The 20,293-nt window shown below is 52.3% G+C and carries 18 protein-coding genes; 8 read left to right on the top strand and 10 right to left on the bottom strand.

The features are described 5' to 3' along the window. Positions 1-27: 27 nt before the first annotated feature. Complete coding sequence (gene leuC / locus NR121_RS11005) at positions 28-1,446, bottom strand: 3-isopropylmalate dehydratase large subunit (protein ID WP_062407726.1); 1,419 nt, start codon at positions 1,444-1,446, stop codon at positions 28-30. Positions 1,447-1,578: 132 nt separating this feature from the next. On the opposite strand from leuC, the gene NR121_RS11000 reads away from it, so the two are divergent. Next, the gene (locus NR121_RS11000; protein WP_062407725.1) at positions 1,579-2,511 is read left to right on the top strand and encodes a LysR family transcriptional regulator; all 933 of its coding nucleotides are present in this window, start codon (positions 1,579-1,581) and stop codon (positions 2,509-2,511) included. 100 nt (positions 2,512-2,611) lie between these two features. On the opposite strand, the gene NR121_RS10995 is transcribed toward NR121_RS11000, so the two are convergent. The 9 genes from NR121_RS10995 to NR121_RS10955 all read right to left on the bottom strand — a co-directional run bounded on the left by NR121_RS10995 (position 2,612) and on the right by NR121_RS10955 (position 12,229). After that, positions 2,612-3,967, bottom strand: a complete 1,356-nt coding sequence (locus NR121_RS10995) for an MFS transporter (RefSeq protein ID WP_062407723.1) — start codon at positions 3,965-3,967, stop codon at positions 2,612-2,614. Positions 3,968-4,080: 113 nt separating this feature from the next. Continuing rightward, a complete protein-coding gene (locus NR121_RS10990) occupies positions 4,081-4,452 on the bottom strand; it encodes a Rieske (2Fe-2S) protein (RefSeq protein ID WP_054818095.1) in 372 nt (123 codons plus the stop codon). Next, a complete protein-coding gene (locus NR121_RS10985) occupies positions 4,452-5,582 on the bottom strand; it encodes an amidohydrolase family protein (protein WP_062407721.1) in 1,131 nt (376 codons plus the stop codon). The genes NR121_RS10990 and NR121_RS10985 overlap by 1 nt, the downstream gene beginning before the upstream one ends. Before the next feature lie 73 nt (positions 5,583-5,655). Continuing rightward, positions 5,656-6,006, bottom strand: a complete 351-nt coding sequence (locus tag NR121_RS10980; protein WP_054818094.1) for a Rieske (2Fe-2S) protein — start codon at positions 6,004-6,006, stop codon at positions 5,656-5,658. Further along, complete coding sequence (locus NR121_RS10975; protein WP_062407719.1) at positions 6,003-7,124, bottom strand: amidohydrolase family protein; 1,122 nt, start codon at positions 7,122-7,124, stop codon at positions 6,003-6,005. Before NR121_RS10975 ends, NR121_RS10980 begins: the two co-directional genes overlap by 4 nt. Positions 7,125-7,185: 61 nt before the next feature. Continuing rightward, positions 7,186-8,628 (bottom strand): aldehyde dehydrogenase family protein, encoded by a 1,443-nt coding sequence (locus tag NR121_RS10970; protein WP_256831193.1) that lies wholly within the window; start codon positions 8,626-8,628, stop codon positions 7,186-7,188. A 25-nt stretch (positions 8,629-8,653) separates the two neighbouring features. After that, a complete protein-coding gene (locus NR121_RS10965) occupies positions 8,654-9,820 on the bottom strand; it encodes an iron-containing alcohol dehydrogenase (protein WP_160327345.1) in 1,167 nt (388 codons plus the stop codon). A 72-nt stretch (positions 9,821-9,892) separates the two neighbouring features. Then, positions 9,893-11,197 carry an MFS transporter gene (locus NR121_RS10960; RefSeq protein WP_256831192.1) on the bottom strand — a complete coding sequence of 435 codons (1,305 nt, stop codon included), beginning with the start codon at positions 11,195-11,197 and terminating at the stop codon, positions 9,893-9,895. A gap of 249 nt (positions 11,198-11,446) precedes the next feature. Then, on the bottom strand, positions 11,447-12,229 hold the full coding sequence (locus NR121_RS10955) for an IclR family transcriptional regulator (RefSeq protein ID WP_054818089.1): 783 nt from the start codon (positions 12,227-12,229) through the stop codon (positions 11,447-11,449). A 508-nt stretch (positions 12,230-12,737) separates the two neighbouring features. Between NR121_RS10955 and NR121_RS10950 the strand changes: the two genes are divergently transcribed. The 7 genes from NR121_RS10950 to mtnB all read left to right on the top strand — a co-directional run bounded on the left by NR121_RS10950 (position 12,738) and on the right by mtnB (position 20,228). Then, a complete protein-coding gene (locus NR121_RS10950; protein WP_054818086.1) occupies positions 12,738-13,943 on the top strand; it encodes a pyridoxal phosphate-dependent aminotransferase in 1,206 nt (401 codons plus the stop codon). Between the two features lie 338 nt (positions 13,944-14,281). Next, positions 14,282-15,394, top strand: coding sequence for a glutamate 5-kinase (proB, locus tag NR121_RS10945; protein ID WP_062407712.1), 1,113 nt, complete (start codon positions 14,282-14,284; stop codon positions 15,392-15,394). A 55-nt stretch (positions 15,395-15,449) separates the two neighbouring features. Then, positions 15,450-16,715, top strand: a complete 1,266-nt coding sequence (locus NR121_RS10940) for a glutamate-5-semialdehyde dehydrogenase (protein WP_201023619.1) — start codon at positions 15,450-15,452, stop codon at positions 16,713-16,715. Between the two features lie 50 nt (positions 16,716-16,765). Continuing rightward, complete coding sequence (gene proC / locus NR121_RS10935; protein ID WP_062407707.1) at positions 16,766-17,635, top strand: pyrroline-5-carboxylate reductase; 870 nt, start codon at positions 16,766-16,768, stop codon at positions 17,633-17,635. A gap of 15 nt (positions 17,636-17,650) precedes the next feature. Further along, positions 17,651-18,928 carry a 2,3-diketo-5-methylthiopentyl-1-phosphate enolase gene (locus NR121_RS10930; RefSeq protein ID WP_062407706.1) on the top strand — a complete coding sequence of 426 codons (1,278 nt, stop codon included), beginning with the start codon at positions 17,651-17,653 and terminating at the stop codon, positions 18,926-18,928. Then, complete coding sequence (locus tag NR121_RS10925) at positions 18,925-19,587, top strand: 2-hydroxy-3-keto-5-methylthiopentenyl-1-phosphate phosphatase (protein WP_062407705.1); 663 nt, start codon at positions 18,925-18,927, stop codon at positions 19,585-19,587. The genes NR121_RS10930 and NR121_RS10925 overlap by 4 nt, the downstream gene beginning before the upstream one ends. After that, a complete protein-coding gene (gene mtnB / locus NR121_RS10920; RefSeq protein WP_062407704.1) occupies positions 19,584-20,228 on the top strand; it encodes a methylthioribulose 1-phosphate dehydratase in 645 nt (214 codons plus the stop codon). Before NR121_RS10925 ends, mtnB begins: the two co-directional genes overlap by 4 nt. The last annotated feature ends 65 nt before the right edge of the window (positions 20,229-20,293 follow it).

The raw sequence follows: 20,293 nt of genomic DNA, 5'->3' as shown, positions 1-20,293 counted from the left end.
TAACTCCTCACATGAGAATGATTGATTTTAAGCTTCTTGCTTCACTTTAAATTTCCAATCGCGCACATCCGTGAAATGTCCTTTGATTGCAGCCGCTGCCGCCATTGCCGGAGATACGAGGTGCGTACGTCCGCCGCGGCCTTGACGGCCTTCGAAGTTCCGGTTGGAGGTCGATGCGCAGCGCTGACCCGGTTGAAGCACGTCAGGGTTCATCGCCAGACACATGCTGCAGCCCGCATCACGCCACTCAAAACCGGCTTCGGTAAAGATTTTGTCGAGTCCTTCTTTTTCCGCCTGTGCTTTCACGCGGCCTGAACCCGGCACTACGATGGCGGTAACGTTCGGAGCCACCTTGTAGCCCTGAGCCACTTCCGCAGCCGCACGCAGGTCCTCGATCCGGCCGTTCGTACAGGAGCCGATAAACACATAATCGATAGCGATCTCCGTCATCGGTGTTCCCGGTGTGAGCGCCATGTATTCCAGCGCTTTCTCGGCGGCTTTACGCTCATTTTCCGTTGGAAAATCAGCAGGGTTCGGCACGCTGGCCGTAATATCCGTACCCATGCCCGGGCTTGTACCCCAGGTGACTTGAGGAATCAGGCTGTCCGCGTCGAATTCCACTACGCGATCGTAAACAGCTCCCTCGTCCGTAACCAGCTGCTTCCACCGGGCAACCGCTTGATCGAACGCTTCGCCTTTCGGTACATAGTCGCGGCCGCGCAGGTATTCGAACGTCGTTTCGTCCGGAGCGATCAAACCGGCTCTTGCTCCGGCTTCGATGGACATGTTGCAGACCGTCATACGTTCTTCCATGGACAAGCCGCGGATCGCTTCGCCCGTGTACTCAATGACATAGCCGGTAGCGAAGTCCGTGCCGTATTTGGCGATAACGCCGAGAATCAAGTCCTTCGCCGTGACGCCCGGTCTCAGCTTGCCGTTGATGCGCACTTCCAGCGTCTTGGGTTTTGCCTGCTGCAAGCATTGCGTTGCGAGCACGTGCTCCACTTCGCTGGTTCCGATTCCGAATGCCAGCGCGCCGAACGCACCGTGCGTGGACGTATGGCTGTCGCCGCACACGATCGTTTTGCCCGGATGCGTCAGTCCCACTTCAGGACCCATAACGTGTACAACGCCTTGATCGATGTGGTTCAGGTCAAACAGCTTCACGCCGAAATCAGCACAGTTCTTGGCAAGCGTGTCGATCTGCTGCTTGGAGATCGGATCGGTAATGTTGAAACGGTCTTTCGTCGGGACGTTGTGATCCATTGTCGCGAACGTCAGATCCGGACGGCGCACTTTGCGGCCGGCCATGCGAAGACCTTCGAACGCTTGCGGGGAAGTCACTTCGTGAACCAAATGAAGATCGATGTAAATAATGCTTGGTTTGCCCGGTTCCGAATGAATGACATGGTTATCCCAAATTTTTTCGATAATTGTTTTTGCCATCGGTTCCACCTCAATATAATATGATGCATCCTATGCGTAATATCGTACCATTTCCATCTTCATTGATCCAAGATATAATATCTATAAGATTGATAGTTTTTGATTATAAGCAATCGTAAAGGAGCGGTGATGATGGAGCTTCGACAACTGCAATACGCACTGCAAATCGCCATAGACAAAAACTTTTCCAGGGCCGCCGAAAAGCTGCATATCGCCCAGCCCTCGCTCAGCCAACAGCTGTCCAAACTGGAGAAAGAAATCGGCGTCCTTTTGTTTCAGAGAACCACGAACTCCGTGGAAGCCACTTATGCCGGAACCCTGTTTGTCGAGAAGGCGCAAAAAATACTCGACATGGTCGAGCAACTCAAAAAAGAGATGGAGGACATCTCCCAAATGCGCAAAGGCAGGCTGGTCGTCGGCAGCCTGCCCATTACGGGCGCCCATGTGCTGCCCTTGGTGCTGCCGGCGTTCCAGGCGCGCTATCCGGAGATCGATATCGTCCTTGTGGAGGAGACGACGACCAATCTGGAGCAGCTGACCGCAAGCGGGCAGGCCGATATTAGCCTCCTGTCGCTGCCGCTTATCGATGAAACGCTCGACTATGAAGCCGTGATCGAAGAGGAAATTGTGCTGACCGTTCCGAAGACGCATCCGTTAGCCCAATACAGCGCCGATGGACAGGCCAAAGCGGTTGATATCGCCGAACTGAGGAACGAACCTTTCATTACGCTGAAAAAAGGACAGGGCTTCCGCCAAATTACGCTCGATTTGTGTCAGCAGGCCGGATTTACTCCCAACATCGTGTTCGAGAGCAGCAATATCGAAACCGTTCAATCCCTTGCAGCCGCAGGGATGGGTATTGCTTTCGTGCCGCTTATGGTGTCCCGGGGACGACATAGCGAGTTCGCGCCGGCTTACCTGCCGCTGACGATCCGGCCCACGCGGACTCTGGTGATCGCTTACCGCAAAGGCAGATATTTATCGAAAGCCGTCACTGCTTTCATGGAGACGTTCCGCGATGTCATGAACAAGGAGAATGCAAACAACCGGTCAGATCAGACCTGACCGGTTGAACCTTTTTCCTATGCAGCCCCGTATGATCCTTGCAGTTCGGCGCGGTGATGATGAGTATCGACAGGTTAACCTGTCGCCTGCAGCAAGTCCGCTAACTCTTCTGCACTTCACCCTGCGCGATCAGAATAAACTCTTGTTCTGTACTTTCAATTTCGTTGCTCTCAAAAGCAAGATCTTTCGTTTCTCGCGTGTTGAATATCGCAAAAAGAGACAGTAATCCGATCACCATCATGTAGACCGCAACGGGCACCCAGGAATTGTTAAAACCGTTCATCAGCGCCGTAGCAATCAGAGGAGCGGTGCCTCCAGCCAATGCAGCCCCTAATTGATAGCCGACGGTTACGCCCGTGTACCGAACGTTCGTACTGAAAATTTCGGAAAAAAGCGTCCCCAGCACAGCCGTAACCGGAGCCCACAAGATGCCTAATCCGATGATGGTCGCAATCGTTAACCACAGCGTCGAGCCCAGCGAAAGAATATAGAAATATGGGAACGCATACAAAACAATGGCAACGATTCCCCAGATGAACAAGGGTTTTCGTCCCACTTTATCGGAAAAAGCCCCCATAAAAGGAATCGCGATGGTTGTAATTAACGTTCCGATGGTCACTGCATTCAGCACCGGTGTAGCTGTGAATCCCAGATGCCCCGTGGCGTAGGAAATAATGAACGTCGAGAAAATATAAAACGGAGCCGTTTCTCCGGCTTTGAGACCCACGGCAATGAGCACGGATTTCCAATGGTAACGGAACGTGTCGACAATCGGAACCTTGGCTATGTTTCCGCTTTCTTTGGCTTCCTTAAACGCGGGTGTTTCATCGATCCCCTTCCGGATCCATAACCCGAGCAGAACGAGCACGGCGCTTAAAATAAACGGCACACGCCAGCCCCATGCCAAAAATTGGTTTTCAGGCAGGGCAGTCATCAGCGTAATCGATATTGTACCGAGAAGCAGGCCGATGGTAACCCCCATTTGCGGCACGCTTCCAAAGAAACCCCTTTTTCCTTTAGGCGCATACTCGACCGCGAGCAGCAAGGCGCCGCCCCATTCTCCTCCGATGCCAAGCCCCTGTATAAGCCTTAAGGTAATAAGCAAAATCGGAGCCCATACGCCAATCGTTTCATACGAAGGAAGCAAACCGATTAAAACCGTGGCGCCTCCCATCAATCCTAATGTGAGAACAAGCGTTTTTTTTCGTCCGATTTTATCCCCTATATGGCTGAAGATGACGCCGCCCAGCGGGCGAATAAAGAACGGAAGGGCAAACGAGGTGTAAGCGAGCATCAAACCCACGACAGGATCGATCGTAGGGAAAAATATTTTATTGAATACAAGTGCTGCAAGCGTTCCATAGAGAAAATAATCGTACCACTCGATCGAGCTTCCGATCAAACTCGCCACAAGTGCCTTGGTCGATGTTTTTTTTGATTCTTGCTTTTGCTGCATGAATATTTCCCCCATTTAGACTACCCGTGATCCCGATCGATCACGGGCAGTCTATGATTTAAATTCACTTCGCGCATTTAGTCAAAGTCAAGCCGGCTTTATGGTCATCGCTGTTACAGATGGATGTATACCTCATTGTCTTCAATGGATACATCGTAGCGCTCGACGGTTACTTCATAGCTCTTCGTTCTCATCTTAGGATCCACGATCATGCAGCCCGTTTTAATGTCGAATTCCCATTGGTGCCATGGGCATCTTACAATCTCGCCGTCACGTTCGTATTCAAAGTGGCCAGGACCCGTAGAGGTAATATATGCTGCCGTAAGGCCGGCGCAAAGAGCCGCTCCCTGATGCGGGCAAGTGTTGCGGATGGCATAAAATTGCCCCGCGATGTTATAAACACCGATGCTTCGGCCATTCGCTTCAACGATCTTTTTCTTTCCTTCAGGAATTTCCGATGCCTTGCCAACCAGAAAAACAGACATCACTTTGCACCTTCCTTTCGAGCTCCTCTTGCCGGCAGACCATATAGATCAGCTGCATTCTGATAAAAAATTTTCTCCCATAATGAATCTTCCAACTTGGGAAACGCTCTCACAGGCGAGTCAAAATCCCAGTGCGGGTAATCCGTGCAGAACATTAAGACCTCGTCGGCATAAACGGCGTTCATCATTTGGGTAAACGTCTCCGGATTCGGCGTCGGCTCAAGCGGCTGCGAGGACACTCGCACATTGCTGCGGAAATATTCGCTCGGTTTTTTCTTCACCCATGGCGTTTGGAAGCGCAGCGCTTTCCAATCCTCGTCCAGCTTCCATAAATATGGCGCAAGCCAAAACACGCCTGCCTCCTGAAGAACGACCTTTAAGGTCGGGAATTTTTCGAAAACGCCTTCATAGATAAAGCTCGCCAGGTGCGCCGCCATCACCATCGGTCTGCTGGCCCGATACTCGGGGTAATAGCTGACGTAACCGGCGCCGGTATTCGGCCCGTTAATGCCGACCCCTTCCATCAGGACATGAATCGTAAAAGGAAGATTATGCTCGACGCAGGCTTCGTAAATCGGATGGTAGTACCTGTGCCCGTACGGTTTTTCAGCCCCGCTGGACACAATGACTTGAACCATATCCGGATGAGAACCGACACGGCGAATTTCTTTTGCGGACTGCAGCGGATCCTGCTTAGGAATAAATACGGACCCTTTCAGCCTGCTGTCCTTTGCAAGCCAATGCTCCAATGTGTATTCATTAATCGCGGTGCTGATCGCAGCGGCGTAATCGAGATCGGGGGAAGCCTGGCACGAGTAATCGCTGCCGGTTAATATCCCATACTCGATTTGATACGGATCCAACAGCTGTTCTCTCATGAAATTCAGGTCGCTTCCGGGAAAGCCTCCGCCAGGAGGAACAGAGTCGGCCATCTGGCCCACTTTAATTCCCCCGTTCAGATATAAAGAGCCCGGGAGCCGCCACCCCCACAAATCGATTTGATCACGGTAAGCCCGGGGCAAATACTGCTTGATCACATCAAGTGGGGTATAATTATGAATGTCGACATCAATAATGCTGCGCTTCATTTTGATTTTAGGCTCTGCAGGTTTCACTTCATTTACTGCCATAATGATCTCACTCCTTAGGTTAATCTGGCCGGCCCAAATTTATTGGTCCGGCCCAAGTTATTTGTCCGGCAATTTAAACGTGCACCACAATTCTGTCCTCTTCAACGGAAACATCGTATACCTTTACCCTGTACCTGTCCGGATCGACGAGCGACGCTCCTGTCTTTACATTGAATTCCCATCCATGCCAAGGACAAACCAGAATTTCTCCTTCCATACCGTAAATGTATTCATGCGGTTTGGAAGTCAACGTGGTTCCCGAAAAATGGCCTTTGCACAGCTCCGCCTGTTCATGCGGGCACACATTGCGAATGGCATGATAACGCTCGCCATCGTAATAAATCCCGATGCTTCGCCCTTCAATGCTGATGATCTTGCATGTTCCGACTGCGATCTCTCCGACTTCCGCTGCAACGTGCTTCATCCTGTCAGGCCACCTTCTTCCTCTACGGAATAGCTGTCCGTCAGCCCATACAGTTCGGCAGCGTTCTCAAAGGCTATACGGCGGCGCAGCTCCTCCGGCAGTTTTTGGAGGACGAAGGTTGGAGTGTCATTGTCCCAATGTGGGTAATCGGTTGCAAACATGACGGTTTTCTCCGCCCGCATCATGCTGAGCATTTGGATGAGCTCCTGATTGCTCGGCTCCTCGATAGGCTGTGTTGTAAAGCGGCAATGTTCAATGATATATTCGCTTGGTTTCTTTTTCAGCCACGGAACTTCGCTGCGCATGGCCCTGAAATTTTTGTCCATTCTCCACATCAGATGCGGCACCCATGCCAAGCCTCCCTCAATGAAGGCGATTTTCAGGGTTGGGAAGGTTTCAAATACACCCTCGCAAACAATACTGTTGATCTGCGACATATGATGGATCGCCAAAATATTATGGCGTTCAAAATTCGTTGTCGGATAACCCGCTGCCGAAATGGGAGGATTGATCCCGTCTCCTTCGCCGCCGCCGTGGAACGCAACGACCAGATTGTTGCGCACAGCCGCTTCATATATTGGATAATAACGGCGCTGCCCGTAAGGTTCTCTTGACGAGACGGCCATAATCACTTGAACGACTTTCGGATGCGAACCGAGACGGTCGATTTCCTTTGCCGCCAGGAGCGGATCCTGGGTAGCTACAAGGATCGAGGCCAGCCAACGATCGTCCGTCGGAATCCATGTGTCGAGCGTATAGTCATTGAATGCCGAGGCCACAGCCGCCGCGTAATCCGGGTTATTGTGAGCGGAGATCGTAAGCAGGCTGCCCGTAAGAATCGCTTTGCTGATATTGTAGCGGTCAAGCGCATCGGATATGGCATATTCCGGGTCTGAACCGGCAGGCAATCCGTTGCCCGGCGACGCATCCCTGCGGGACAATGGAATGGGTTTAAAAATTGTTATGGGCAGCGAAGCCTCGGGAGCGCTCAACCGGGGCCACCATACCCTGGGAAGATAAGGCTTTAAGTCGTCATAACTTTTTAAGGTTTGGTGAAAATCGCAATCAATAATCCCATGCTTTAACGACTTTTTTGATTTTGCATTGGCGGTAATCATGCGGTTCATCCTTCCTTATTCATTAAGTTTTAATAAACAATGAAATGATTTCGGGGACGTATTACAACCGGTCCTTATAAACGGTCTTCACCTGCGTATAGAATTCAATCGCCGTCTTGCCCTGTTCCCGCGAACCTGTGCTTGAATTCTTGCAGCCGCCGAACGGAACCTGCGGCTCCGCGCCCGCCGTTTCCGAATTGACATGCACAATCCCCGCTTCGATGTCTTCGACAAATCGCTCCGCCAGCGTCAGGTTGTTGGTGCAGATCGCCGCACTCAAGCCAAATTCCGTATCGTTGGCGAGCTCGATCGCTTCATCGTAATTTTTCGCCTTAAACAGCGCGATCACTGGACCGAATATTTCTTCGCGCGCAATTCGCGCATCTCTCGATACATTTTCGAATACGGTCGGCAGCACATAAAATCCGTTTGCAAGCGACGGGTCCGTTGGCCGTTCGCCTCCGCAGAGCAATGTCGCTTCCGCCTTCCCCGCTTCGATCAGCTCCAATACGCCGTCAAGCTGCGATTGGGATACGGCAGGGCCGATGAAGGTGTCCGCATCCAACGGATTGCCCACTTTCAACTGCTTCGTACGTTCGACCAGCCGGTCGCGGAAGACTTCATATATGCCTTCCTCCACAATAACGCGGCTTGTTGCCGTACATTTTTGTCCGGTGGATCTAAATGCCCCGCTAATCGCGATGTCCACCGCTTTCTCCAAGTCGGCATCGGCCAGCACCACAAGCGGATTTTTGCCCCCCATCTCCAATTGGACCTTCTTGCCCGAAGCTACGGCTTGATTCTGAATCTGATGGCCGACCTGGTTGGAGCCTGTAAACGAAATCGCTTTGATATGCGGATTCTCAACCAAAGCCGTACCAATGACGGATCCTCTGCCAAATACGCAATTGACGACGCCTGCGGGCAGTCCCGCTTCATCAAGTGCACTGATGATATGGTAAACGCATTTCGGAGTAATGTCCGCCGGTTTAATCACCACGGTATTCCCGTAAATGAGGGCCGGCGCCATCTTCCACATCGGAATCGCAATCGGAAAATTCCAAGGGGTTATCAATCCGACAGGGCCTACCGGAACACGTGTCGTATACAAGAAGGTTTCCGCATTGACGGAAGGGATCACTTCACCGATCGGCTGCCGGGCTTCCGCCGCATAATATTCCAGAATACTGATCGCACGCCGCGTCTCGCCAATGCCCTCTGCCAATGTTTTTCCTTCTTCCAGCGAGAGGTCACGGCCTACTTCCTCGACTTTTTCGTTCAAAATGGCTGCTGCTTTGATCAAATAGGATGCCCGTTGTTGAAATGAAAGCTTCTTCCATGAAGAAAATGCCTTCTTTGCCGCGGCCGCCGCCTCCTGCACATCTTCCGCCGAACTTGACGGGAATTCTCCCAAAACCTCCTGATTATGCGGACTCAAGTTCAATTTGTAATCTCCTGAAGCCGGTTCTTTCCATTGCCCGTTAATGTAGTTTAAATAACGCATAGTTTCTCCTCCTCTAAATTATCTCTCACTCGATAAATCCCAGCGGGCTGTCCCCGGAAAACGATTTTTTGTAGATTTGCTCTACATCGCTTATGCTTACCCTTCTTGGATTGATAGCGACATTTCCGCTTTTGAAGGTGTCCTCGATCATGCCGGGGATCAGTTCTTCATTCACTCCAAGTGCTTTAAACGATTTGGGAATGCCAAGCTGATGGTTTAATTTGATAACCTCCTTTACTCCCTCCACGGCGGCCGCCATTTCATTTTCCTGCGGCGAGATCCCCAAGGCGTTGGCCGCCAGCGCATACGCATGCGGATTGCCGACCAAATTAAAAGACATCACATAGGGCAATAAAACGGCATTGGCTACACCATGCGGAATCCCCGCAAAACCGCTGACAGGGTGCGACATGGCGTGAACCAGGCCTAAACGCGATACGGTAAAGGCGATGCCTGCCAATGTGCTGGCATACAGCATCCGGCCAAGATCGGTAATGTTTCCGTTGGCCGCCGCAGGCCTCAAGGATTTGCCGATCAGACGGATCGCCTCCAAAGCGCAGGAATCCCCATACCAATTTTGAATGTTATTCGTTAAAGCTTCGATGGCATGAGTCAATGCATCCATACCGGTAGAAGCAACCAGATGAGGAGGAAGACTAAGCAGCAAATTCGGATCTAATATAGCCACTTTCGGGATGATGTAGGATGATATAATGGGCTTCTTGAAATGATTCTCATCTGTGACTACCGTTACATTCGTTACTTCCGACCCCGTCCCGCATGTTGTCGGTACAGTAATCAACGGCGGAAGCTGATTTTTAATCTGGTCTATTCCCGTATAGCTCATGATGGGTTCCGAATTGGTAACCAGGACTCCGGCCGCTTTGGCGGTATCAATGGAGCTTCCGCCACCCACAGCCAAAATGCCGTCGCATTGTTCAGAAAAATAAAATTCCTTTGCCTGCTCCACACACGCTATATTGGGATCGGGCAGTACCCTGTCATATATCGCAAACTGTATATGGCTGTCGGCCAAGCTTTGAGTCATGTTCTCCAGCAAACCGGACTGAATGACTCCTTTATCCGTAACAATCATGACTCGTTTGCACTTTAGTGAATCGAATTCACTACCTATACGCGTACTGCTGCCTATTCCAAATTCAATTCTGACCGGTAAAAAAACGGAAGACAAGATCATCCACTCCTTTTTGATTTCAATCCGATTATTTTTTTATATATTTAGGTAAATCGAATCCGGTGGTGCTTATAAGTCCAAATTTTTCCCTTCGCGTATGGCAAAAAGCGAAATAAGAGAAATGATACAGGCGGCGACAATGTATAAAGCTACCGGTACCCAGGAATCATTGAAAGCATTAAGCAGTGCAAGCGCAACCATCGGCGTTGTACCTCCGAACACTGCGGCACCCAACTGATTCCCGACAGAAATGCCCGTATAACGTATATTCGTGCTGAAAATCTCGGAGAACATCGTTCCCATCACAGCCTCCAGCGGGGCCCATATAATGCCGATCGCGATAATCGTCGCTACGGTCAACCATATGGCAGACTGCAGCGATAGCAAATAAAAATACGGGAAGGCAAACAGCAGCATCGCGATGGTTCCGCCAATGTAAAGCGGCTTTCTGCCGACTTTATCCGAAAGTTTCCCCATCAAAGGGATCATGAATATGGTTACCAGATTGGCAATGGCTACGGCATTAAGAACAGTAGACGTTTGATACCCCAGATACCCCGTAGCGTAAGCGATTACAAAAGTGGCAAAAATATAATAGGGCGATGTTTCAACAAATTTGGCGCCGGCAGTAATGAACACGGATTTCCAGTGATACCGGAACGTATCCACCAGCGGCATCTTGGCGATATCGCCGCTCTCTTTTGCTTCCTGGAAAACCGGCGTCTCTTCGATGCCTTTACGAATCCAAAGACCTACAATAATCAATACAGCGCTAAGGATAAAAGGCAGCCTCCAGCCCCATGAGAGAAATTGTTCCTCCGGCAGATTGCTTAACAGCGAGATGGCAACAGTTCCCAGAAGCATTCCGACGGGTACGCCCAGCTGCGGGATACTCCCGAAGAACCCGCGGTTCTTTTTGGATGAATATTCTACGGCCAACAGTACGGAACCGCCCCACCCCCCGCCGATCCCAAGGCCCTGGCACAATCTCAAAAAGACGAGCAGGATAGGAGCCCAAATCCCGATAGCATTATAATCCGGCAATAAACCGATCAGTACGGTTGCTCCGCCCATCAGCATTAAAGTTAACATCAGCGTCTTTTTTCTACCGATTTTATCGCCGATATGACTAAATACAATACCTCCTAAGGGACGAATGAAAAACGAGAGCCCGAACGACATATAGGCCAGCAGTAAGCCTACTATGGGATCATCGCTGGGAAAATACAGTTTATTAAATACCAATGCAGCCATGGAACCGTAAAGAAAAAAATCAAACCACTCGATGGAGCTTCCAACCATACTTGCCAACAATGCTCTGTTTGCTTTTTTCTTATTTATCTCCGGTGGAGCTGCAATTTGAACTTGAGCCATTGTATCCCCCGCTTTAGCAAGTGATTTTTTCTATCAAAGTTCTATCCGCCTTTATAATATAACGCTTTCAATAACTCGAAAAACAGGCATGCTGCACCGCTGAACACACGTTAAAAAAACATGCTGCCATTCAATTTTTTCCGTTGGTGTGATAAACTTAATGATGGAGGTGCATCTTTTCAAATGGGAGTTTGGTCGCTTGCCATTTATTATGAAAAGATCCCTCTTTTTTTGTCCAAAGCGCCGTCGTCAGCTTGTCACTTCCATTGGAGCGTATCCCAATTTGGCTGATACCTTGGAAGTCGTTTCAAGCAAATGCTTTACCAATTCTTTTTCTTTGGACATGATTCGAATGGTTGGCGCACAGATGCTGATCGCCGCCGCTATCGAGCCATTTCTGGAAAACACCGGGGCGGATAGGCACGAAATCCCGTTTTCGAAAGTTTCATACGAAAGATAGTAGCCCAGCTTCCGGATTTGCGCCAGCTCCAGCCGGAAAATATTGGGGTCCACCGTGGTGTGCGAAGTATACGGCTCCAGTTTGGTCGTCGATAAATAATGCTCCACCTTTGCTTCATCGCTGAAAGCCAGCAAGACTTTTCCGAGTGCCGTGGAATACGGCGGCGACGTTAATGACAAGTGAAACTGCAACCGTAAGGATGAATCATTCGAAACGACCCGATCCAGCAGCACGACAACATTGGCATCCAGTACACCTAAGTGAACGAGTTCATTCGTAACTTTAGCCAATTCTACCAATGAAGGATGGGTCACCTTGCGAATATCCAACCGCTTTTCGAAGGCATATCCCAATTCAAGGCAGGCCAAGCCCAGCTGGTAATTTCCTGTACTGGAATCCTGGGTAATAAATTGCTTCTCCTTTAAGCCATCCAATATTTTTAACAAGTAGCTTTTTCGGATTTTTAAAAGCTCCGACATTTCAACCAAAGAAAGCTCGCTTTTATCTTTAAAAGCCAGCAGGATGTCTAAAGCATGAGCTACGTTGCCGTAGGAGCTTTTTGCAGTCTCCATTTGATTTCACCTCCTCTTTTTGGTAAATTCCGTTCACTAAACTGATTTTATTATCAAAAGGAAAAAAAATCAATACTTTTTAATCGATACCATAGTATGTTTTTCCGCGAACCATGATTCCGTCCGCCATGAATTCAGCACATATATATCCGGCACAGGCTCCGCAGCAAAGTCAGTCCGCTGTTTTGACCTTACTTTAATTAGTGAATGATATTTACTAAAAAAGACGATTCCCTTCTCTTCTCCGATCATGTTTCCTGCTGTTCGCCGCATTCCTGCCAACGTTTCGTGTATCCTGAACGGGAAGATCGCAGAAACATGCCGTCAGCCGACCGGTTATATCATTTTTTATTTCATTTTTCGTCCTTTTCCTTCATGGTTTTGCAAACCTTCTGTACCTGCAGGTTTTTTCATGTTACATTAGTTTTATCCGCCTTTCATCTATATGAAGCGCAGGATCATTTTGCGTTTGCGAACCATTTTTGAACCCATTGGAGTGACCTTTCGAATGAATAATGCAGCCCAAAGCGCCGTCAGCGCTTTTCCGATTCAACCTGCGCAGCGTCTTGTTGACCTGCCCACACAGTTTTTCGCCAAGCTCGTGCGCAAAGCGAACGAACAAACCGCTGCGGGCCATGACGTTATTAATTTGGGACAGGGTAATCCTGACCGTCCAACCCCTCCTCATATTGTGAAAGCATTGCAGGAAGCTGCGGAAAATCCGCTGTACCACCGCTATCCCCCCTTTAACGGCTATTTGTTTTTAAAAGAAGCCGTAGCCAAGCGGTACAGGGAGGATTACGGCGTCGAGCTCGACCCGGAAAAGGAAGTGGCGATTTTGTTCGGCGGCAAAACCGGGCTTGTCGAGATCGCGCAGTGCCTGCTGAACCCCGGAGACGTATGTCTTGTTCCCGATCCCGGATATCCCGATTACTGGTCCGGCGTCGCGCTGTCCGGAGCCCGTATGGCCTTCATGCCGCTGCGCGAAGCGAACGCTTTTCTTCCGGACTACAGTGCGCTGTCTTCCGATGAGATCAACAAAGCGAAACTGATGTTTATCAACTACCCGAATAATCCGACGGGCGTAACCGCTCCCGCTTCCTTTTATAAGGAAACCGTCGATTTCGCCGCCAGGAACGGCATTGTAGTGGCCAGCGACTTTGCATACGGCGCCATCGGCTTCGACGGACAGCAGCCGATCAGCTTCCTGCAGACTCCGGGGGCCAAAGAAGTAGGCATCGAATTCTACACGCTCTCCAAAACGTACAACATGGCCGGCTGGCGCGTCGGCTTCTGTCTGGGCAATGCCGAGGTCGTCCGGATGATCAATTTGATCCAGGACCATTATTACTGCAGTCTGTTCGGCGGCATCCAGGAAGCGGCGTCCGTGGCGCTGACCGGCCCTCAGGATTGCGTAAAGGAGCTTGTCTCGGTCTACCAGAGCCGCAGAGACGCCCTGTTCGGAGCGCTCGACAGCATCGGCTGGAAAGCAAACCGTTCGCAAGGATCTTTCTTTACGTGGCTGCCCGTTCCCAAAGGGTATTCTTCCGAATCGCTGGCCGACATGCTGCTGGACAAAGCGAAGATCGTCGTCGCACCGGGCGTCGGCTTTGGAGAACACGGGGAAGGCTATGTCCGTCTTGGCCTGCTCAGCACGGAGGCCAGACTCAAGGAAGCGATAGCACGCATCCAAGCGCTCGGTTTGTTCGGATAATCCGGCCGGCGGCCGGGCGGCCGCGCTTCCCGCCTTTACAAACCTTACCACGCATGTTATTCTTAAATGAAAAGCAAACGTTATGACGGGACTAGTAGGAAGCCCCCTGCACGTCCAGAGAGTAAATTCCGATGGCTGCGAGAATTTACCGTGGAGCCTTCCGAACCCGCCCCTGAACTGCCAACGAAGAGTTGGACGGCACTCCCTGCCGTTACCGGGGACGGAGACGGATGATTTTTCATCAAGTAAGGTGGTACCGCGGAAGTAGAGGCTTTCGTCCTTAGCAGGACGGGGCCTTTTTGTATTGATAAGACAAAGTAAGGAAAAGAGTGATCCAGATGCAGCAAACGATTGTAGTCAAAATCGGCAGCAGCTCGCTCACCTCCGATGAAGGCGGTTTGAACCAAGCCAAAATCCGTTTTTTTGCCGCGGAGCTTGCTCAGCTCCGCAGACAAGGGTATGCTGTGCTGCTTGTTACTTCAGGCGCAGTGGCGGCAGGCTTTCGGGAAATGGGCTATACCGTACGTCCCAAGCTGCTGCACGAGAAGCAGGCTTCCGCTTCCGTCGGCCAGGCGCTGCTTATGCAGGCCTACCAAGCGGCTTTCGGGCAGCATGAGATCCGTGTCGGACAAATCCTGCTGACCCGCTCCGATTTTGTAAGCCGTAAACGAATCCATAACGCTCAGATGACGATAGAGGAATTGTTGCGGCACGGCATCCTGCCAATTATCAACGAGAATGATACCGTCTCCGTCGACGAGCTCAAATTCGGCGACAACGACACCCTGTCCGCGCTGGTAGCCAATCTCGTCCGTGCCCGCAGGCTGGTGATCATCACCGATACCGACGGACTGTATACGGCAGACCCGCGCAAGAACGCCGGGGCCAAACGGATCGACCGCGTATCTGAGATTGACGAGGAAGTGTACAGCATCGCCGGCGACTCCGGCTCCATGGTCGGAACCGGCGGCATGCGCTCCAAGGTCGAGGCGGCCCGGATTGCGATGCGCGGCGGCGTACCCGTATTCGTCGGGCGCGTCGCAGACCCGGGCGATATGCTGCTTGTCGTTGAAGGAACGGGTAAGGGCACTTACTTTGATACGAGCGCGCACAATCTCCCGATGAAAAAGCAGTGGCTCGGTTTTCACTCTCAGCCGCACGGCAAGGTTATCGTGGACGAAGGCGCGGAGATTGCCCTGGTAACGCGCGGCAAAAGCCTGCTCCCGGCAGGCGTCAAGGAAGTTATAGGCGACTTTCATCCCGGCGACGTCATTGAAGTGGCCGGACCTACGCTCCGGACGATCGGCCGCGGTGTCGTGAACTATGCCGCATGGCAGCTTCAAGCCGTCCGGGGTCTCAGCACCGAAGAAGTCCAAAAAAGAATTGACGTTTCCCGGATCGAAGTCATTCACCGGGACGAATGGATTACGCTCTCTACAGCGGTCAAATGAACGGTGCCGTTCATTCATCAATCGTATCCTAAAGGAGATGGTCATCGTGACGAACATGGATCAAACTTTAGCTCCCAGCGAAGTGGTCGAGAAGGCCAGGCTTGCAAAGCAAGCCGCGCCGAAGCTGAATCTGTTGACAACGGAGCAAAAAAACAACGCCTTGCTGCGCATGGCGGATGCCCTGGTGCAGGAAGCCGATTCGATCATTGCCGCCAATGCGGAAGATTTGCATCGCGGAAGGGAGAGCGGTATCACCACGTCCCTTCTCGACAGGCTGGCGCTGAACGTCCAGCGCATCGAAGCCATGGCCGAAGGCTTGCGGCAGGTCGTGGCGCTGCCCGACCCGATTGGCGATACGCTGGAGGAGTTCGAACGTCCGAACGGCTTGAAGATCCGCAAGGTGCGGGTGCCGATCGGCGTCATCGGGATGATCTATGAAGCCCGTCCTAACGTTACGGTCGACGCCGCGGGCTTGTGCCTGAAAACCGGTAACGCGGTTGTGCTGCGCGGCGGCTCATCCGCCCTTTACTCTAACAAACGTATAGTGGAGGTTCTTCACGCCGCGCTGGCCCAAACGGATGTCCCTACGGATGCGCTGCAGCTGATCATGGATCCAAGCCGTTCTTCCGTCGACGAAATGCTGAAGCTCAACGGTCTGCTCGATGTGCTGATTCCACGGGGCGGGGCCTCGCTGATTCAAAATGTAGTGAAAAACGCCACTGTACCGGTCATCGAAACCGGAGCCGGCATCTGTCACACCTTCATTGACGAAAGCGCGCAGCCGGATATGGCTCTTCAGATCGCCATTAATGCCAAGGTTCAGCGTCCTTCGGTTTGCAACGCGATGGAGACGCTGCTGGTGCACCGCAAATTCGCCGAGCGTCATCTTGGAATCATTGGAGAACAGTTTACACAGCATCGGGTGGAACTGCGCGGCAACGAGGCCGCACGGAAGCTTGTGCCGTCCATCGCGGCCGCTTCCGATAAAGACTGGGATACCGAATATAATGATTACATCCTCAATGTGAGGGTTGTCGACAGCCTTGACGAAGCGCTGGAGCATATCCGCCGCCACGGCACGATGCACTCGGAGTGTATCGTCACCGAGAATGCCGCCAACGCGGAACGCTTCCTCACGGAAGTGGATGCGGCCGCCGTCTATCATAATGCCTCCACCCGATTCACCGATGGCTTTGAATTCGGCTTCGGCGCAGAGATCGGCATCAGCACGCAGAAGCTGCATGCCCGTGGTCCAATGGGCTTGCCGGCCTTGACCTCAAGCAAATTCCGCATTGTCGGAAACGGACAAATCCGTGGATAAGAGCATGCCTTTGGCCTCTCTTTTTTCCACGCAGTAAAGGAGTAACCCAGATGACCTCATCCTTGTCTCATATGAAATTCACGTTTATCGGCGCCGGCTCGATGGCCGAAGCGATCATTCGCGGACTGATCACCAAAGGCGGCGTGCACGGTGAAAATATTTTTGTCATCAACCGCTCTAACCGCGCCCGGCTCGAAGAGCTCCGCGAGCGTTACGGCATCCGCAGTTCCGTCAACGAATTGGAAAAAGACGACGCCATCCGAACGGGGCATATCGTCGTTCTGGCCTTTAAACCGAAAGATGCCCTTGAGGGTCTGTCCAAGATCAAGCATCTGATAAGGCCCGAGCAGCTGCTTGTATCCGTCATCGCCGGCCTGACGATCGATACCATGCAAACACTGCTCGACGCAGCGGATTACTCTATCGTCAGAACCATGCCGAATACGTCGAGCACCATCGGCCTCGGGGTGACCGGAATGAGCTTTTCCCCGAATGTCACGCCGGCAGGCCGTCAGCTTGCCGTCCAAATGTTTGAATCGGCCGGCATCGTATCCACTGTGGAAGAGCCGCTGCTTGACACAATTACCGGTGTTTCCGGGAGCGGACCGGCTTACATTTATTATATGATGGAAGCCATGATCCAGGGCGGCGTTCAGGGAGGGCTTGAACCTGAAGAAGCGCGGCGGCTTGTCGTTCAAACGGTCCTTGGCGCTGCCAGTATGGTACAGGCCACCGGGGAAGATCCTGCCGATTTGCGCCGGAAGGTCACTTCGCCTAACGGGACGACTCAGGCCGCGCTGGAGACGCTTGATCGTCACGGATTCCCGGAAGCGGTCGCGAAGGCCGTGCTCCGCGCCGCCGAACGCGCCGGTGAGCTGGGTGCGGCGATCAGCGCCTCCGTCACTTCCCAAACCAAGTAAAGTAGGTGTCATGCAATGAATGTGGAAACCCATGGCGCATATTGCGTAGCGACCTATCGCTGCTACGACGAAAAAGCCGATTTTCATAAGAAAGCGGCTGGCATCGCCGTCGGATTAACCGTCGGAAGCTGGACAGACCTGCCGCAAGCGCGCAAGGCCGAAATGGAAAAGCATTTGGGCCGCGTAGTTCGCGTGGAGGTTCATGAGCCTGCGGCCGGAGAGTCCGCATCCGAAAGATACGCCGATATTCAAATCGCTTATCCCGATATCAATTTCAGCCGCGACATCCCTGCCCTGCTCGTCACGGTATTCGGCAAGCTGTCGATGGACGGCCGCATCAAGCTGATCGATCTCTCGTTCTCCGAAGCTTTCTTATCCGCCTTTCCCGGGCCGAGATACGGTATTCAGGGCGTCCGCGACCTGCTCGGTATTCACGACCGGCCGCTGTTAATGAGCATTTTCAAATCGGTCATCGGCCACGATCTTCCGGCCCTGCGCGAGCAGTTCCTGCAGCAGGCCTTAGGCGGCGTCGATTTGATTAAGGACGACGAAATCCTGTTCGAGAACCCGCTAACCCCGATCGAGCGGCGTGTGGAGGCCTGCATGCAGGCCGCGGCGGAAGCACAGAAAGCAACCGGGCAAAAGCTGCTGTATGCCGTCAATCTGACAGGCCCGACCTTCGGTTTGATTGAGCAGGCCCGTAAAGCCATCGATGCCGGGGCGAATGCGCTGCTCTTCAACGTACTGGCTTACGGCTTCGATGCCTTGGCCGAGTTAAGCCGGCATCCGGATATCCGCGTGCCGATTATGGCCCACCCGGCTATGGCAGGAGCGTTCTACCCGTCTCCATATCACGGGATCGCAGCCAGCGTTCTGCTCGGCAAGCTGATGCGGCTGGCAGGAGCGGATCTCGTCTTGTTCCCCTCCCCTTACGGCTCGGTCGTGATGCCGCGGGAAGAGAATATGGCGATCAAAGAAGCGCTGCTGACCACAGACGCATCGGCATATGCCTTGTCCGCAAACGGACAAGCCCCGCTGGCGCAGAGCTTTCCTGTTCCGTCTGCGGGCATTCACCCCGGACTCGTGCCTCTGATCCTCAAGGATTTCGGCGATCAAGTCGTCGTCAATGCCGGAGGCGGAGTCCATGGGCATCCGATGGGCGCCGCGGCGGGAGGCCGCGCCTTCCGTCAAGCCATCGCCGGCTGCCTGGCTGGCAGACCGCTTCGCGAATATGCGGCTGACGGGCACGCGGAGCTGCAAGCGGCGATCGACGCCTGGGGGATCAAGGAATGAGCAAAAATCGGATTATTTTTTGCGATTTCGACGGAACCATCACGGTGAACGACAACATTGTAGCGATCATGAAGCATTTTCAGCCTCCGGGCTGGGACGCGCTCGTGGATCAGGTGATTCACAAAAAGATATCGATTCGCGAAGGCGTCGGGCGCATGTTCGCCCTGCTCCCCACTTCGATGCATCAGGAAGTTGTAGATTATGCCATAGGCAACGTAACGATCCGCGCCGGATTTCGGGAGCTGCTTGAATACTGCAGCCGCGAGGACGTGCATTTTCTGGTGACCAGCGGCGGAATCGACTTTTTTGTCTACCCCGTTCTGTCGCAGTTCCCGATCCCGCAGGAGAACATTTACTGCAACGGCAGCGACTTCAGCGGATCGCATATTCGGATCGAATGGCCGCATGCCTGCGACGAGCATTGCGCAAACGACTGCGGCATGTGCAAGACGACCATCATCCGTCAATATCCTGCCGAGTCATACGAGCGCATTTTGATCGGAGACAGCGTCACCGATTTTGAAGGGGCCAAGCTCGCGGACATCGTCTTTGCCCGCGCGCATTTGGTGCAGCTCTGCAAGGAGCTGAACTTGAATTATTACCCCTTTGAAAATTTTTTCGATGTCATTAAGCAGCTTGAGGAGATGAGAACACGTTGAGTTTCGACGCCATTCGTTTAGAAGAAAAGCAGCAGGCGTTTGCCGAGCTTCGCGAAGTCAAAACGATTTTTGCCGAGCGGGGATGGTTTCCGGGCACAAGCGGCAATTTGTCCATTCGCACGGGTGAGTTCTCCCCGGATCAGTTCGCTTTTGCAATCACCTCCAGCGGAAAAGACAAGTCCGTCCATACCCCCTCCGATTACTTGCTGGTGGACCAGAACGGCAAGCCGATGGAAGCGACCGGGTTGAAGCCGTCTGCGGAGACGCTGATCCACTGTGAAATTTACCGTGCGACCGGGTGCGGCGCCATTTTTCATGTACATACGGTATTCAATAACCTGGTGTCCGAGCTGTACGGAGAGCACGGCAGCGTACCTGTAGACGGCGTAGAACTGATCAAGGCGTTCAACATTTGGGAAGAGGAAGCGCAAATCGAAATTCCGATTCTGCCCAACTACGCCGACATTCCGAGCATTGCCAAGCTTGTAAAAGGAGCGATTGTCCCCCGTATTCCCGGTATCCTGCTGCGTAAGCACGGAATTTATGCCTGGGGAGCGAACGCCTTCGAAGCGAAGCGGCATCTCGAAGCATTCGAATTCCTGTTCGAATATGCTTACCGCCTTGCTCTGCTCAAAAAATAACGGATACCGCAAAAAACTCCAATTAATCAACACTGAAATGCACCCCTTAGAATAGACATTGGAAC

Source organism: Paenibacillus sp. Pae15 (assembly GCF_024519685.1).
Lineage (GTDB): Bacteria > Bacillota > Bacilli > Paenibacillales > NBRC-103111 > Paenibacillus_G > Paenibacillus_G naphthalenovorans.
Note: the sequence above shows the minus strand (reverse complement) of the source record. Positions and strands in the feature narration are given on the sequence as shown.